Origin of the sequence: Micromonospora sp. NBC_01412 (assembly GCF_045040215.1) — a bacterium.
Lineage (GTDB): Bacteria > Actinomycetota > Actinomycetes > Mycobacteriales > Micromonosporaceae > Micromonospora > Micromonospora rubida.
In genome coordinates this window covers 253,114-266,049 of record NZ_CP109528.1, presented here as the reverse complement: position 1 = coordinate 266,049, position 12,936 = coordinate 253,114, and the positions used below count along the sequence as shown (strand labels likewise).

The following is a 12,936-nucleotide window of genomic DNA, read 5'->3' as shown; positions in this document are numbered from 1 at the left end:
AAAGCTAGCACGACCGTATTAGAATCGAGGCATGGCATACGTACCACGCGACGAGCGCAAGGCCCGCCTGGCCGAAGCGGTATGGCGGATCATCCTGGACAAGGGCATCAGCGCGGTCTCCGTCCGCACGGTCGCTACCGAAGCCGAGATGGCGGTCGGGTCGCTACGACACCTGTTCCCCACACAGACGGCGTTGCTGGAGTTCTCCGCCGATCTCATGGTCGAACGCGCCACCGCACGAGTCACCGCAACCGAACCCAGCGCCGATGCCGTCGAGTACGCACTCAGCGCAATCCAGCATTTGGTGCCGCTGACACCTGAAACCCGGCGCGAGTTCGAGATCAACATCGCTCTCATAGCCGAGTCCCCGGCTCACCCCGGGCTCGCGCGCATCCGCAACCACGCCCACGCCCAGCTCCTAGACCTGTTCACCCGGATTACGACCATGTTGCGCGCCGAGACTAAACCCTCCGAGGATGCCCGCCGTGACAGTTGGCGGCTTCTCGCGCTCGTCGACGGACTCGGACTTCATCTCGTCCAACAGCGCCTCAACGTCGATACGGAGTGGGCAATCGCCATCATCCGTGACGAACTGGTCCGGATACGGGAAGCAGGCAGCAGCAGGAGCGCTGAGTAGGCATCGACCTTGGAAGCCCCTGGGGAAGAACCAGCCGTTGTCGCGGGACGCGTAGGACGTTTGCCCGCCGTGGGTGAGGTGTTCCCGGATGAGACAGCGAGAGGCTCGGGCAAACAATCCAATGTCCACTAGACCTCGCGGATCTGCGCCCCGGCGATACCCTGATCATCTGGAAGATCGACCGGCTCGGGCGCAACCTGCGCGACCTCATCGACATCGTCACCGGCCTGGAGGCCCGCGGCGTGGCGGTGAAGTCGCTGACCAACGGGATCGTCGACACCACCACCGCGCACGGCAAACTCGTCTTCGGCATGTTCGCCCTGATGGCCGAATACGAGGCCGCCCTCATCAAGGAGCACGCCCTCGCCGGGCTGGTCGCCGCCCGGGCCCGGGGTCGCACCGGGGGCCGTAAACCCAAGATGACCGCTGAGCTGATCAACAAGGCTCAGCGGATGTACGACTCCCGCACGTTCACCATGGCCGAGATCGCCGCGTCGTGCGCCGTCACCTCCATGACGATCTACCGCAACATTCGCACCGACAGCAGCCGAGCAGCCGGACTCATGTCCTCACCGGTCGACTGATCGGTGGTGTGCCCAGTCCGGAGTGCGCCAGGCCCCTTGGCCTGTCTGTCCCTTGTGGTTGGTTGGGTGCTCGGTGGGTGCTCGTGCGACGAGCATCCCTTGCGTCCGGCCCTGTCCGGCGGGCGGCTGGTCTGTCGGGGTGGGTTTTGATCATGGTTGGGTCTACCGCTGCTGATGTCCCACATTCCGGAACGCAGAATCTCTTTGAGTTCGACGTCGAACCTGGCGGGTTCTGGTGTCGCCCGATTTGTGGGCCGTGTGCGGTGGCGCCCTTGGGTGGGATGGCCCCTTGCTGCCCCAATCGTCTACTGTCAGCGTGCCGTGAGGGGTCAGTAGCGAATGGTGATCAGCCCCTCCGATGACGTGGGGGGACGTCCTCATGGATCCGCAGGGACTCAGTGACGTGAAGCGGGCACTCGGGTGGAGGCTCGGGACCTGGCGCAGGAAGCGTGGACTGACTCAGGACGATGTCGCGCGGCTGGTGCACAGCACTCGGAGCACGGTGGCCAACGTCGAGAGTGGCCGGCAGGTGGTGGACCGGGTCTTCTGGGCGCAGTGCGAGTCGCTTCTTCAGGCCGGCGGCGAATTGCTCACCGGTTACGACGAGTACCGGTCCCTTGATGCCCGGTATCAGGAGGAGAAGGCGGAAGCGGCTCGGCATGCCCGCTGGGGAGCATTGGCATCGCTTGGCCCGGCCTCGGGGCCTGCGGTGGTGGGTCACCGCGAAGAGGTGGTCGAGCCTGTTGCGGAGGTGCAAGCGCGGGTCCGCGACCAGCATGCGTACGTGCTCGACGAGTCGTTCCTCGGTGCCGTGGAGGCGTTCGTCGCTGAGGTGGTCGATTCGTACGAGCTGCGGGGGCGCGGGTCCTCGCGCCGATCTTGGTCCGAGAGCGGCGGCGTGTTCAGCCGATGCTGATGGGCCGTGCGCGTCCGAGGCGGCAACAGCGTCTGCTGGTCGTTGCGGGTCGTCTTTCCGGGCTGCTGAGTTACATGTCGGTCAACCTGGGACGCTTTGACTCCGCTCGCGCGTATGGGCTCGAGGGCTTCCAATTGGCGGAACAGGCCGACGATCGTGATCTTCAGGCGTGGGTGCGTGGTACGCAGAGTCTGGCTGAGTTCTATGCGGGCAACTACCGTGACGCTCTCGCCTTCGCGCAGGACAGCCGGCGCTTCGCCGGACGAGGTCATCGATCGACTCGGCCTGACCCCGTACGCGCACCGGCGGGCCCGGACGTTGTCGTTGGGCAACCAGCAACGCCTCGGCCTGGCCAAGGCGCTCATCCACCAGCCACGGTTGCTGATCCTCGACGAACCCGCCAACGGCCTCGACCCCGCCGGCGTCGTCGAGATCCGCCACCTCCTGCAACACCTCGCCGACGACGGGACCACCGTGCTGCTGTCCAGTCACATCCTGGCCGAGGTCGCCCGGCTGGCCACCCGTATCGGCGTCATCCACCACGGCCGCATCATCACCGAACTGGCCACCAGCCACCTAGCCGTCCGCATCCGCGGGCGCCTTGCCGTTGCCTGCCGCGACCTGGCCGGCGCGGCGGACGCCCTCCGCATGGCCGGGCACGAGCCGACCATCGGCCCTGACGCACACCAACTACATCTGACCGGCCGTCGCGCGCTCGAACACCCCGACAGCATCGCCACGCTCCTGGTGCACGCCGGGCATCCACCCACCCGCCTCGACATCGAACACGAAGACCTGGAGGCATACTTCCTGCGCCTCGTCCAACAACAGGCACCCCGATGAGCGCCGCGTACGCGACCGAATGGCTCAAACTGCGCCGGTCCCGGCTGCCCGTGTTCACCCTGCTCGCCGCCACCATCGGCACCGCCGTCGGCGGGCTGTTCATGTTCATCTCCATCAACCCCGACCGGGCCCGCTCCCTCGGCCTGCTCGGCGACAAAGCACAACTCGCCACACTCACACCGACTGGGACGGCCACCTCGGCCTGCTCGCCCAAATCGTCGCCGTCGGCGGGACCCTCATCTTCGGCATCACCATCGTGTGGATCCTCGGCCGGGAATTCGCCGACTACACCGCCAAAGACCTGCTCGCGCTACCCACCCCACGCGCCGCCATCATCGCCGCCAAGTACACAGTCGCCGCCACCTGGAGCGTGTTGCTGTGCGCCTACATCGCCGCCCTCGGCCTCGCCGTCGGCGCCGCCCTCGCGCTACCCGGCCGGACCCCATCCGTCGCCGTCCACGGGCTGACCCGCATCGCCGTCGCCGGCCTGCTCACCATCACACTGACCACCTCGTTCGGCCTCGCTGCCAGCCTCGGCCGCGGCTACCTGCCCGTGATCGCCGCCCTACTCGCCGCAGCGTTCACCTCCCAGATCGTCACCGCCATCGGCTACGTCGCCTGGTACCCGTACGCGATACCGGCCCTGCATGCTGGCCTCGCCGGCCCCGACCAACCCTCACCCCACCCGATCGCCTACCTCACCGTTCCTGCGGTCGGCATCCTCGCCGTCACCGCCACCATCCGCTGGTGGCAGCACACCGACCACACTCGATGACATTTGGTGCCGTACCTGTGGCTTCGCTACTTCGCCTTCACCTGACGACGACCGAACGCAGCCCGGCGTGCTCGTGGCGCACGCGTGTTCGGCGTTGAGCAACGCGTGGCTGCCCCTGAGGACGGTAGCGAACAGTCGGACGACCGCTGTGGTGGCGTGGATGGTTGACGGCGGGCAACGGGACAGCGCGCGGCACCAAGCATGCGTGCCTGCCCTCGAAACCGAAACGATCACGCAGCAGCACACGGTGCGCGACGCCCACCACCGCGACTGTCGTCAAGACTGGCGGCCTGGGACGCGTTCGGCGCGCCACCGGTCGATCAGGGCGGGCAGCTCACGGAACATGAAGCCGTAGAAGTCCCGCATCTCGCCCAGCCGCCGGGCGGCGGGACTGTCCGGACCGGCCGCCTCGATACCTTTATCGGCGGCCTCGAACATGGCCTGCACCATGCCGTTCTGCGACGACATCAAGGTTGCCCAAGCCCCGTCACGCAACCGGTAATGCTCGCGGCGGCTGCCCGGCGCCGGAACCCGTTCGATCAGCCCCACCGTGGACAACATTTTGATCGCGCCGGACACCGACCCGGAGCTGATGCGCAGCTGCTCGCCGAGCTCGGCCGCGGTGACGCTGTCGGTGTCGGCGAACATGAACGCCGCCATCACCCGCGCGGTGGCCTTCTGCAGCCCACCCTGAGCCAGGGTCAGCGCCATCCGCTCGGCGGCCTCGGTGGTATCTGCCAACGGTCCGTCCCCCTCCTTCGAGATCTTGACGAAATCCTAACACCTTCGAGCTTTCAAAGGTCTTTGAAAGCTCTGATAATGTCGGGGCATGACAACGGCGATCGAGCTGACCCAGCTCACCAAGATGTACGGCACCCGCCGCGGCCTGACCCTGACCGTGGAGCCCGGCGAGGTGTTCGGCTACCTCGGCCCCAACGGGGCGGGCAAGTCCACCACCATCCGCATGCTGCTCGATCTGATCCGCCCCACCTCCGGCAGCGCCCGCGTCCTGGGCCTGGATCCGCGCACCGACGCCGTCGGCCTGCACCGCCGGATCGGCTACCTGGCCGGCGACTTCGTCGTCGACGGCCGGCAGAAAGCCGGCGAGTGCCTCGCCTTCCTCGCCAGCCTGTGCGGCGGCGTCCCAGCGACGCGCGTCATCGACCTGGCCGATCGCCTCGACCTGGACCTGAACGCCCGCGTCAAGAGCCTGTCCAAAGGCAACCGGCAGAAAGTCGGCTTGGCCCAGGCATTCATGCACCAGCCCGAGCTGCTCATCCTCGACGAGCCCACCTCCGGACTCGACCCCCTGGTCCAGCAGACCTTCCTGGACATGGTCACCGAGGCCAAGGCCGCCGGGCAGACGGTGTTCATGTCCAGCCACATCATGAGCGAGGTCGAGGCCGTCGCCGACCGCGTCGCGATCATCCGCGAAGGCCGCCTCGTCGCACTGGACACAGTCGCCGACCTGCGCGCCCGATCGTTCCTGCACGTCCGGATCACCTTCGCCGAGCCGGTGCCTGCTGAGGAGTTCACCGCGCTGCCGGGCGTCACCGACGTGAGCGTCGACGGCACCACCCTTAGCTGCCGGGTCGATGGCAGCCCCGACGCGCTGGTCAAAGCCGCCGCCCGGCACACCATCACCGGCCTGCGCGCCGACAGCCAGGACCTCGAAGAGCTGTTCCACACCTACTACGCCGCCGCATAAGGCCCTCGACACCACCACCGCGACCACGAAACGGCAGGACCATGACCACCACCGCCCGCACCGCGACCCCCGCCACACCGACCACGATCCCTGGCGGCTCGGCCCTCGCCCGCGCCTTCGGCGGCACGATGTTCACCAAGACCCTGTACGACAATCGGCGCATCTTCGCCGTCTGGGCCATCGCCACCGGCCTCCTCGCGATGATGTACGCCAGCTTCTACCCACAGATCTCCGCCGACGCCATGGCCAACGTGCCCGAGGCCATGCGCGGGTTCGGCTTCGACGACGCCGGCACCGCCGCCGGCTACCTGCAAGGCGCCGTATTCGGACTGCTCGTACCGCTGCTGGTCACCTTCTACGGTGCCGCCACCGGCGCCCGCATGATCTCCGCCGACGAGGACAGCGGCTACCTGGACCTGCTACTGGCCCACCCCATCAGCCGCACCCGCCTGCTGCTGCACCGCTACGCCGCCCTCGCCGCCGGCGCTCTCCTGATCGCCGCCGCGACGCTCGCCGCGGTCCTGGCCGTACGCGGCACCGCCGACCTCGACACCATCACCGTCGGGAACTTCGCCGCGCAGGCGGTCAACCTGGCGCTCCTCGGGCTGCTGTTCGGCGCCGTCGCCACCAGCATCGGCGCCGCGACCGGCACCAGCCGCGCCACCGCCTTCGGCCTCACCGCCGGTCTCGGCGTACTGTCCTACGCCCTGCACGGCTTCGCGCCCCAGATCGGCGCCGACTGGCTGCGCTACCTCACGCCGTTCCACTACTACATCGGCGGCGAACCCCTCCGCCATGGCCTGCAGGTCGCCGACGCCGCCGTCCTGGCCGCCGCCACCATCGCGCTCATCGTGGCCGGAGCCTGGCGGCTCAACCGCCGCGACCTTGGCCGCTGAACCTCGTCGAGCCTGCCTCATGCCGCGTTGCTCCGCCAATCCGGATAAGCGGCGCGATACACCTGCCCATACCGCTCGAACCGGCCGACCTCCCGACTCACCGTCGACGGCGCATGCCCCAACCGGCGAGCGATCTCCCGCACAGACAACCCCGCCGCCCGACCCAAACCAATCTCTTCACGTTCCCCCGCCGACAACCGCGCCGCCATCAGCAACCACCTCCACCACCATCAACGAAGGCGTTGCAACCACCGATTGAGCCCAAGTGTCGTGCAGAACGGCAACAAGATCTTCTACCGGCTTGAGGGCCAGTTTTTCCGGCGACAGATGCCGGGTAGCGGTGCGTTGCTGGCCATGATGGTTGCGGGGGACGCGGGGTGATCGCGGAATTGATGACCAAGGCGACGACCACAGATGAAGCCAACCGAGGCGCGGATGACCGACCCAAAATCCGGCACTACCTCACCGGCGCCGACGTGCCCGACCCCTGGGGCAAGGAAGCAGCCGACTTCGCCGACTGCGCCGCCCTGATCGACCACGGCGCCGGCCAGCGCATCACATAGCCCACAAAGATCGGGCGAAAGCGACACCGCGTGGTCGCTAGACTGCCTCGACCCGTCCGGTACCGCGATCCTCGGAGTGGCTCGGCATGTCCCTCTACAGCACCCAGCGCCTGCACACGCTCCGCATGATCGTCACCGGCGGCGGCACCGGCGGACACACCTACCCCGCCCTGACCACGATCAACGCCCTGCAGGTCCGGCTCGCCGAAACCGGCACCGCACCCGAACTGCTCTGGGTCGGCGTCGCCGACGGCCTCGAAGCCAAGATCGCCAACCGCAACAACATCCCCTTCCGGGCGATCACCACCGGCAAGCTTCGCCGCTCACCCAACCCCCGCGAACTGGCCCGCAACGTCGTCGACGCCTTCCGCATCCCCCTGGGCATCGCGCAGGCCGCCCTCACCGTCGCCCGGACCCGGCCGGCGGTCGTTCTCAGCACCGGCGGATTCGTCTCCGTCCCGATCGGCCTCGCCGCGGCCCTGTTCCGCGTGCCATACCTGATGCACGAACAAACGCTCAGCCTAGGCCTGGCCAACCGCATCCTCGCCCGCGTCGCCACCCGGATCCTGCTCAGCCACGAGGCGTCCCTCGATCACCTATCGCCACGGGTCCGCCGCCGGGCGGTCGTCACCGGGAACCCGGTACGGCCGGCGGTGCTCAACGGCAACCCCGCGAAGGGCCTGGCCGCGTACAGCCTCGACCCGTCTGTCCCGCTCGTGCTGGTCACCGGCGGCGCATCCGGCGCCCAACAGATCAACCGGATGCTGGCCGGCACGCTGCCCGACCTGCTACAGCACTGCCAAGTCGTCCACCAGTGCGGCAGCCTCAGCTACACCGAGATGCAGCAGATCGCCCACAGGCTTCCCACGCAGGTCGCGCACCGCTACCGCGTCGTCGACTTCATTCATGATGAGCTGCCCGACCTGCTCGCCGCGGCGGCCATCGTCGTGGCCCGCAGCGGCGCCGGCACCGTCGCCGAGCTCACCGCCCTCGGCAAGGCATCCATCCTCATCCCCTATCCGGTCTCCGCAGGCGACGAGCAACGCATCACCGCCCGTCACCTCGCAAAAGAGGGCGCCGCCGTCATGCTCGACGGCGACCAGGCCACCCCCGACCACCTCCACGCCGCCATCACGAACCTGCTGGCCGACTCCCACCGCCGAACCGCGATGTCCCAGGCCGCCACTGTGCACGGCCGACCAGATGCCGCCGCCCGAGTCGTAACCGAAATCCTTACGGTCTCCGCATGCCAGGGTCGCCGCCAGTAAAGGCTAGGTACCCGAACCGACCACCGCCGTACACCCGGCCGGGCCGGGTGTGTGGATCCAGCGGTGTTTCCGGCCTGACCTCGATTATCCAGTCACACGCCCACGGCCCTCGGCGCAGCCATGGTTCGTTTCTTCGCCCGCTGTCTGGCCGAAGCGGCGGCGCTGCGGGCGGGTACTCGGTCGTCATCTGGTGCCTCTGCCTTGATCGACCGTGTCGCAGGACCAAAGGCCGTACTGCTTGGGACAGCAGAAGCGCGGCGGCGCCACCCCCGCCAGGAGTTGACGCCCAGAGTGGGGGTCGCTCAAAGGGTGGTACGGAGGATTAGGTCCGTTTCGGGGCGAGGGTGAATTTTCCGGGTTCGTCTCCGGTCAGGAGGCCCGATCGGCGCGGTGTAGGAGCCGTGGCATGCGGGCCCGCGTGCCACACGGGTCCAGCCGCACCACGGTGTGCTGCGAAGGCAAGAGCCTGTAGCTCGCTGTCCGCCTCGCGGCCGGCTGGCGGGAAATACGCAGTTGCGTTATCTGCGGCAGAAGCAGACTGCGCACGATTGCGTGCGGGGTCCGTCGACGCTCCGGCTACCCGCCGATGCCGGGGAGGTGTGCGTTGATCGCTCTGACCTGGTCGGCGATTTCGGGTATCTCGATGACCTCTGCGCCCGCCGTCTGTAGGAGTTCGACGCCGTGGCAGGTGACGAAGAGGGGTGGCTCGCGGAGGGCGAGGACGACTCGGGTGATCCCGGCGGCGATGATCAGCTCCGCGCAGGGGCGTGGACGGGACTTCCGGACGCTGCACGGTTCGAGTGATGTGTAGATCGTCGATCCGGACAGGTCGACTCTGGTGTCGGCGAGTTTGGCGAGGGCGGACTCCTCGGCGTGGACGTGGGAGTCGGTCTCCCGGGAGAAGCCTCGGCTGACCTCGTGTCCAAAGCGGTCGACGATGATGGCGCCGACGGCGTACGCGGTTTTCACAGCTGGGCAGAGGTGTGACAGGTCGATCGCAGCTTGCAGCCACTGCCGGTCGACGTGTTGCTGGTCGGTCATCCCTGGCCGTACCGGGGGGAGAGGGCGTAGCGCAGAAGGACGACGTCGCCGAGTTGGCGTGTCTCGACGAGTTGAGCCCGATCGCTCGGGTTCCAGGGGTAGGAGCCGTCGTTGACGAAGCGGGGTGCCGTCGAGTCGCCGACGAAGAAGGGCGCGATGACGAGGTGTAGTTCATCCGCGAGTCCGGCGGTGAGGAACTGGGTGTGGATGGTGCCACCACCTTCGATCATCAGCCGTTGGATGCCACGGGACGCCAGGTCTTCCACGACACGCCGTGGGTCGGCGGGGTTGCCGACATCCACGACCGTGGCTACGCCGGCGAGCCGTTCCTGTGCCTTGTCCCACCCAGGGGTGGCGCAGTACACGATCTTCTCGGTGTCGCCGGCGCGGAAGAACTGCGCGTCCGGGTCGAGGTCTCCCTGGCCGGTCAAGGTGACCTTCGTTGGCGAGGCGGGCAGACCGCGTGCGATCCGATCGTCACGGCGGGCCTGGGACCGAACGAGCAGCCGAGGGTTGTCCTTCCTGATGGTATTGGCTCCGACGAGAATCGCGTCGCACTCGGCGCGTACGGCGTCGACGCGGTCGAAGTCGGCGTCATTGGACAGCAACAGCCTCACCGCGGTGGTGTCGTCCAGGTAGCCGTCGATGGACATGGCGCAGCTCAGCAGGACATACGGCCGCCTACTCACGGGGAAAGCTCCTCAGGTCGGTAGCGATGATCTGCTCAACGAGCTTGGTGAAATCCTCCGCCCCGGCGCAGGCCGCGAGCGCGGCGAACATGTCCCCGGGAAACCATGACCGCAAGCTTACGTCGGCCCGCATACGGTCCATGACGTCGCGGGCTGTCCCGCCGCTTGCAGCGAAAGGCAGCATCTTCTTGCCCATTGACGTAGCGACATCGACCTCGTCGAGGGTGCCCCGGCCACCACCGATGATGAGCAGGAAATCGGCGTTGCGCACCACGTTAGGTCGACCGAACAGGCCGACTGCAGCTTGCAGGGCGGGTGGGCGGTAATGGTCGGCGATGTACGTCATGATCTCGATCCCGATGCCCACCGGGCCGTGGTCGACCGTGCAGCGGTGGTTCATCAGCAATCGGCTGACCGCAGCCACCGCGTCGTCGACCAGGGCGTTGTTCACACCAGTTGATCGGCTTCCGCACAGGGCGATCCTTAGCGGTCCGGTACGGAAGTTCGCCCGGAACCATCCCGTCGTCGTTGCCGGGGTCGAGTTGCCCTCAGTAGTTTGCTGACAAGGCAGACCGGACGTGATCTCCGACAGTGGTAGCTCCGCGGCCGACGGCACCGTGGTGAGAGTCGGCCCGGGCACGTGAACTTCGGTGATCGTGTCGGCGAGCGCACCCCACCGGGCCTTGCGCGCGGCCGACTCCTGCTCGGTCCGGAACTGTCGTTCGAGCTGCCGGTAGGCGTCGTAGGCGGCGACGAGCTCGCTTTCAGCTCTCCCCACGGCGAGGCGGCGGCCGTCGCCCTGATGGAGATGCTGCGCTCGAACGCGCCTGCGGTCGTGATCGGCACCCTGTGGCCGCAGTACTGGCAAGGCTTCACCACACAGCCGGACGCGGACGACGCTGATCCATACCATGAGGTTCGAACACTGCTGGCCCGAGCAGTCCGCATCGACGTACCGCCGACATTTCTACCCGCCGATGTCGACTTGGCCCGGTTGCGGTCCGATCCACGCCTCCGCGACGCCATCGCGACCGCCGGCTCCTCGAACCGGATCACCCAGGCACTGGCAGCCGGCCCGGACCTCATCGCCACCTACCGGGATGCCGATCCGTACGCCCGAGCGCTCATGCTTGCCGCAGCCGATGCCCGCGCCGCTGGTCGCGCCGCCCCGCTGTCTGCGACCATGCTCGAACACGCGGCGGCAGGTTATCTCGACGAACAGCAACGGGCCTGCACGGCGCCCTGGTTCGCCGCAGCCATCGCCTACGTCACCCGGATGGTCAAGGGCGTAATCGCTCCGCTGACGCCGGTGCGGTCTCAGCCCGATCTCGGCGAGCCCGAAGGCTACGTGCTCGCCGACTATCTCCTTCAGCACCTGCGTCCAGAGCAAGACATGTATCCGCTGCCCCCACAGTTGTGGGCCGTCCTGCTCGCCGATCCAGGCCCGCTTGAGGACCAGCTACGCCTGGCCAGGGAAGCCGAGGAACGCCATCTCTACCACGATGCGGTCACACTCTGCGCGTCGCCGGCCAACCAGGGCTCACCCGGCGCGGCCATGGCCATCGGCGTGCTTCTCAGCAGACTCGACCGGCACGACGAGAGCGACCCCTGGGTAAGGCGAGCGGCCGACCTCGGCCATGAGGGCGCCATTCAATCGCTCGCGCAGCGGTACGTGTGGGACGCGACCTCGGGTCAGCAGGTGCACGAAGACCCCGCCGACGCCGAGCGGCACCTGCGACAGCTCGTCGAGAACCCTGACGATCTCGACGCTCTTGTTCGGCTCGTGGACCTACTCACCGACAGCGGGCGCAGCGACGAGGCCCGCAGCTTGTTGACGGGCCGCGCAGAACAAGGCGATCCCCACGCGCTCGTCGTGCTGGCAAACGTGCTGTACGAGCAAGACCAGCAAGGCGATCTGGAACCCCTGCTGCACCAGCAGACCGCCAAGGGCAGCCCGATCGCCGCGATTCTGCTCGCCGGCCTCATGGATGACCTCGGCCGCGCAGAGGAGAGCCGGACATTACGCTCGACCATTGTCCACAGGATCCCCGCGGATGCCCTGGAGCACTGGGTCGAACTACTGATCGAGGCCGACCAGTGGCGCGGAGTGGACGAATTGTTGCGACACGCGGCCGAAGACGGCCATGCCTGGGCCATGCAGCGGCTCGCCGGACTGCTCATCGACGACGGCATCGAATTCGACGACGATCCCGAACTCTTCGAAGAAGGCGAAAGCTGGCTGCGGCGGGCCGCCGACGCCGGCGACAAGCACGCGAATCTGCTGCTGCCCAACATGCTAGACCGCCTGGGCAAGACTGAGGATGCGGCGGATGTCCTACAGCAGCGGGCGGCCACCGACGACCAGGAAGTCCTTCTCGACGTTGCCGACCAACTCATGCACCTCGGGCATCACGACGAGGCGAACGAGGTGCTTCGGCGGTTGACCGCCGCTGGCAAACCCCAGGCGCCGGTTCGGCTCGGGCACCTCCTCCGGCAAGCCGGTCAGCCCGAGCAGGCCGAGGCGCTCCTTCGCCAGACAGCCGCCGAGGACCTGCACGCGCTCGTCGCACTGGCCCGCATGCTCGCCGAAACCAAGCGCACTGCTGAGGCGGAACAACTACTGCGCGGCGTGGCGCAACCAACGACGGAAGTGTTGTCGACGCTGGCCGATGTACTCGAGAAGGACGGGCGCGCGAAGGAGGCCGAACGGGCGCTTCGCGACGCGTGCCTGGCAGGTGCTGACCTCATCGAACTCCAATTCAGCTTGAAAGGGACCGAGGCGGAGCAATTGCGCCGCTACGGGTTAGAGCCTGATGGGCGAACCGCAGCGCCGTGGCGCGCCCCTGAGCCCACCCCCGAGGTGGGCACGACAGTCAACGAATATCCACCGTTCGCGGAGTGGTTCGGTCTGCCCTATCCCCGTTATCCCGAACGGGAGCCATAGTCGCCGACGGCCGCTGCTCGCGCGGCGAGCGCAGACGAAGCCTCCAAGCATCAGCCCCAGCCAGCCGGCGAC

14 protein-coding genes and 1 pseudogene are annotated in these 12,936 nt (G+C 67.6%); 10 read left to right on the top strand and 5 right to left on the bottom strand.

The window, feature by feature from the left end; translation table 11 throughout:
* Positions 1–31: 31 nt before the first annotated feature.
* From OG617_RS01095 to OG617_RS01075, 5 genes are all read left to right on the top strand, one after another.
* Positions 32–637 carry a TetR/AcrR family transcriptional regulator gene (locus OG617_RS01095; RefSeq protein ID WP_405097889.1) on the top strand — a complete coding sequence of 202 codons (606 nt, stop codon included), beginning with the start codon at positions 32–34 and terminating at the stop codon, positions 635–637.
* Between the two features lie 116 nt (positions 638–753).
* Positions 754–1,221 (top strand): recombinase family protein, encoded by a 468-nt coding sequence (locus OG617_RS01090; protein ID WP_405104058.1) that lies wholly within the window; start codon positions 754–756, stop codon positions 1,219–1,221.
* A 358-nt stretch (positions 1,222–1,579) separates the two neighbouring features.
* Positions 1,580–2,137 (top strand): helix-turn-helix domain-containing protein, encoded by a 558-nt coding sequence (locus OG617_RS01085; protein ID WP_405097887.1) that lies wholly within the window; start codon positions 1,580–1,582, stop codon positions 2,135–2,137.
* A 219-nt stretch (positions 2,138–2,356) separates the two neighbouring features.
* Complete coding sequence (locus OG617_RS01080; protein WP_405097885.1) at positions 2,357–2,980, top strand: ATP-binding cassette domain-containing protein; 624 nt, start codon at positions 2,357–2,359, stop codon at positions 2,978–2,980.
* Positions 2,981–2,999: 19 nt separating this feature from the next.
* The gene (locus OG617_RS01075; RefSeq protein ID WP_405097883.1) at positions 3,000–3,755 is read left to right on the top strand and encodes an ABC transporter permease; all 756 of its coding nucleotides are present in this window, start codon (positions 3,000–3,002) and stop codon (positions 3,753–3,755) included.
* A gap of 276 nt (positions 3,756–4,031) precedes the next feature.
* On the opposite strand, the gene OG617_RS01070 is transcribed toward OG617_RS01075, so the two are convergent.
* Positions 4,032–4,496, bottom strand: a complete 465-nt coding sequence (locus OG617_RS01070; protein WP_405097881.1) for a GbsR/MarR family transcriptional regulator — start codon at positions 4,494–4,496, stop codon at positions 4,032–4,034.
* Between the two features lie 88 nt (positions 4,497–4,584).
* Between OG617_RS01070 and OG617_RS01065 the strand changes: the two genes are divergently transcribed.
* Together OG617_RS01065 and OG617_RS01060 are read left to right on the top strand one after the other, a co-directional pair.
* Complete coding sequence (locus tag OG617_RS01065) at positions 4,585–5,463, top strand: ABC transporter ATP-binding protein (protein ID WP_405097879.1); 879 nt, start codon at positions 4,585–4,587, stop codon at positions 5,461–5,463.
* A 41-nt stretch (positions 5,464–5,504) separates the two neighbouring features.
* Positions 5,505–6,359: an ABC transporter permease subunit gene (locus tag OG617_RS01060; protein WP_405097877.1), complete on the top strand. Its 855-nt coding sequence runs from the start codon at positions 5,505–5,507 to the stop codon at positions 6,357–6,359.
* A 17-nt stretch (positions 6,360–6,376) separates the two neighbouring features.
* On the opposite strand, the pseudogene OG617_RS01055 reads toward OG617_RS01060, so the two are convergent.
* Positions 6,377–6,556: pseudogene (locus OG617_RS01055) on the bottom strand (helix-turn-helix domain-containing protein); the annotation flags it as partial.
* Positions 6,557–6,736: 180 nt separating this feature from the next.
* Between OG617_RS01055 and OG617_RS01050 the strand changes: the two are divergent.
* The gene (locus OG617_RS01050) at positions 6,737–6,922 is read left to right on the top strand and encodes a hypothetical protein (RefSeq protein ID WP_405097875.1); all 186 of its coding nucleotides are present in this window, start codon (positions 6,737–6,739) and stop codon (positions 6,920–6,922) included.
* Positions 6,923–7,008: 86 nt separating this feature from the next.
* Positions 7,009–8,190 carry a UDP-N-acetylglucosamine--N-acetylmuramyl-(pentapeptide) pyrophosphoryl-undecaprenol N-acetylglucosamine transferase gene (locus OG617_RS01045; RefSeq protein WP_405097873.1) on the top strand — a complete coding sequence of 394 codons (1,182 nt, stop codon included), beginning with the start codon at positions 7,009–7,011 and terminating at the stop codon, positions 8,188–8,190.
* 576 nt (positions 8,191–8,766) lie between these two features.
* On the opposite strand, the gene OG617_RS01040 is transcribed toward OG617_RS01045, so the two are convergent.
* From OG617_RS01040 to OG617_RS01030, 3 genes are read right to left on the bottom strand one after another with little or no spacing between them, the layout of a single operon-like run.
* The gene (locus tag OG617_RS01040; protein WP_405097869.1) at positions 8,767–9,231 is read right to left on the bottom strand and encodes a dCMP deaminase; all 465 of its coding nucleotides are present in this window, start codon (positions 9,229–9,231) and stop codon (positions 8,767–8,769) included.
* On the bottom strand, positions 9,228–9,920 hold the full coding sequence (locus OG617_RS01035) for a RibD family protein (RefSeq protein WP_405097867.1): 693 nt from the start codon (positions 9,918–9,920) through the stop codon (positions 9,228–9,230). The genes OG617_RS01040 and OG617_RS01035 overlap by 4 nt, the downstream gene beginning before the upstream one ends.
* Complete coding sequence (locus tag OG617_RS01030) at positions 9,913–10,371, bottom strand: hypothetical protein (protein ID WP_405097865.1); 459 nt, start codon at positions 10,369–10,371, stop codon at positions 9,913–9,915. The genes OG617_RS01035 and OG617_RS01030 overlap by 8 nt, the downstream gene beginning before the upstream one ends.
* A gap of 189 nt (positions 10,372–10,560) precedes the next feature.
* Between OG617_RS01030 and OG617_RS01025 the strand changes: the two genes are divergently transcribed.
* A complete protein-coding gene (locus tag OG617_RS01025) occupies positions 10,561–12,864 on the top strand; it encodes a tetratricopeptide repeat protein (RefSeq protein ID WP_405097863.1) in 2,304 nt (767 codons plus the stop codon).
* Positions 12,865–12,936 lie beyond the last annotated feature (72 nt).

Bases quoted from the DNA above. Each gene is read 5' to 3' on its own strand.
- OG617_RS01095 (WP_405097889.1), top strand. From the start codon at position 32: ATGGCATACGTACCACGCGACGAGCGCAAGGCCCGCCTGGCCGAAGCG.
- OG617_RS01085 (WP_405097887.1), top strand. From the start codon at position 1,580: ATGACGTGGGGGGACGTCCTCATGGATCCGCAGGGACTCAGTGACGTG.
- OG617_RS01075 (WP_405097883.1), top strand. From the start codon at position 3,000: ATGGCTCAAACTGCGCCGGTCCCGGCTGCCCGTGTTCACCCTGCTCGC.
- OG617_RS01065 (WP_405097879.1), top strand. From the start codon at position 4,585: ATGACAACGGCGATCGAGCTGACCCAGCTCACCAAGATGTACGGCACC.
- OG617_RS01060 (WP_405097877.1), top strand. From the start codon at position 5,505: ATGACCACCACCGCCCGCACCGCGACCCCCGCCACACCGACCACGATC.
- OG617_RS01045 (WP_405097873.1), top strand. From the start codon at position 7,009: ATGTCCCTCTACAGCACCCAGCGCCTGCACACGCTCCGCATGATCGTC.
- OG617_RS01040 (WP_405097869.1), bottom strand. From the start codon at position 9,231: ATGACCGACCAGCAACACGTCGACCGGCAGTGGCTGCAAGCTGCGATC.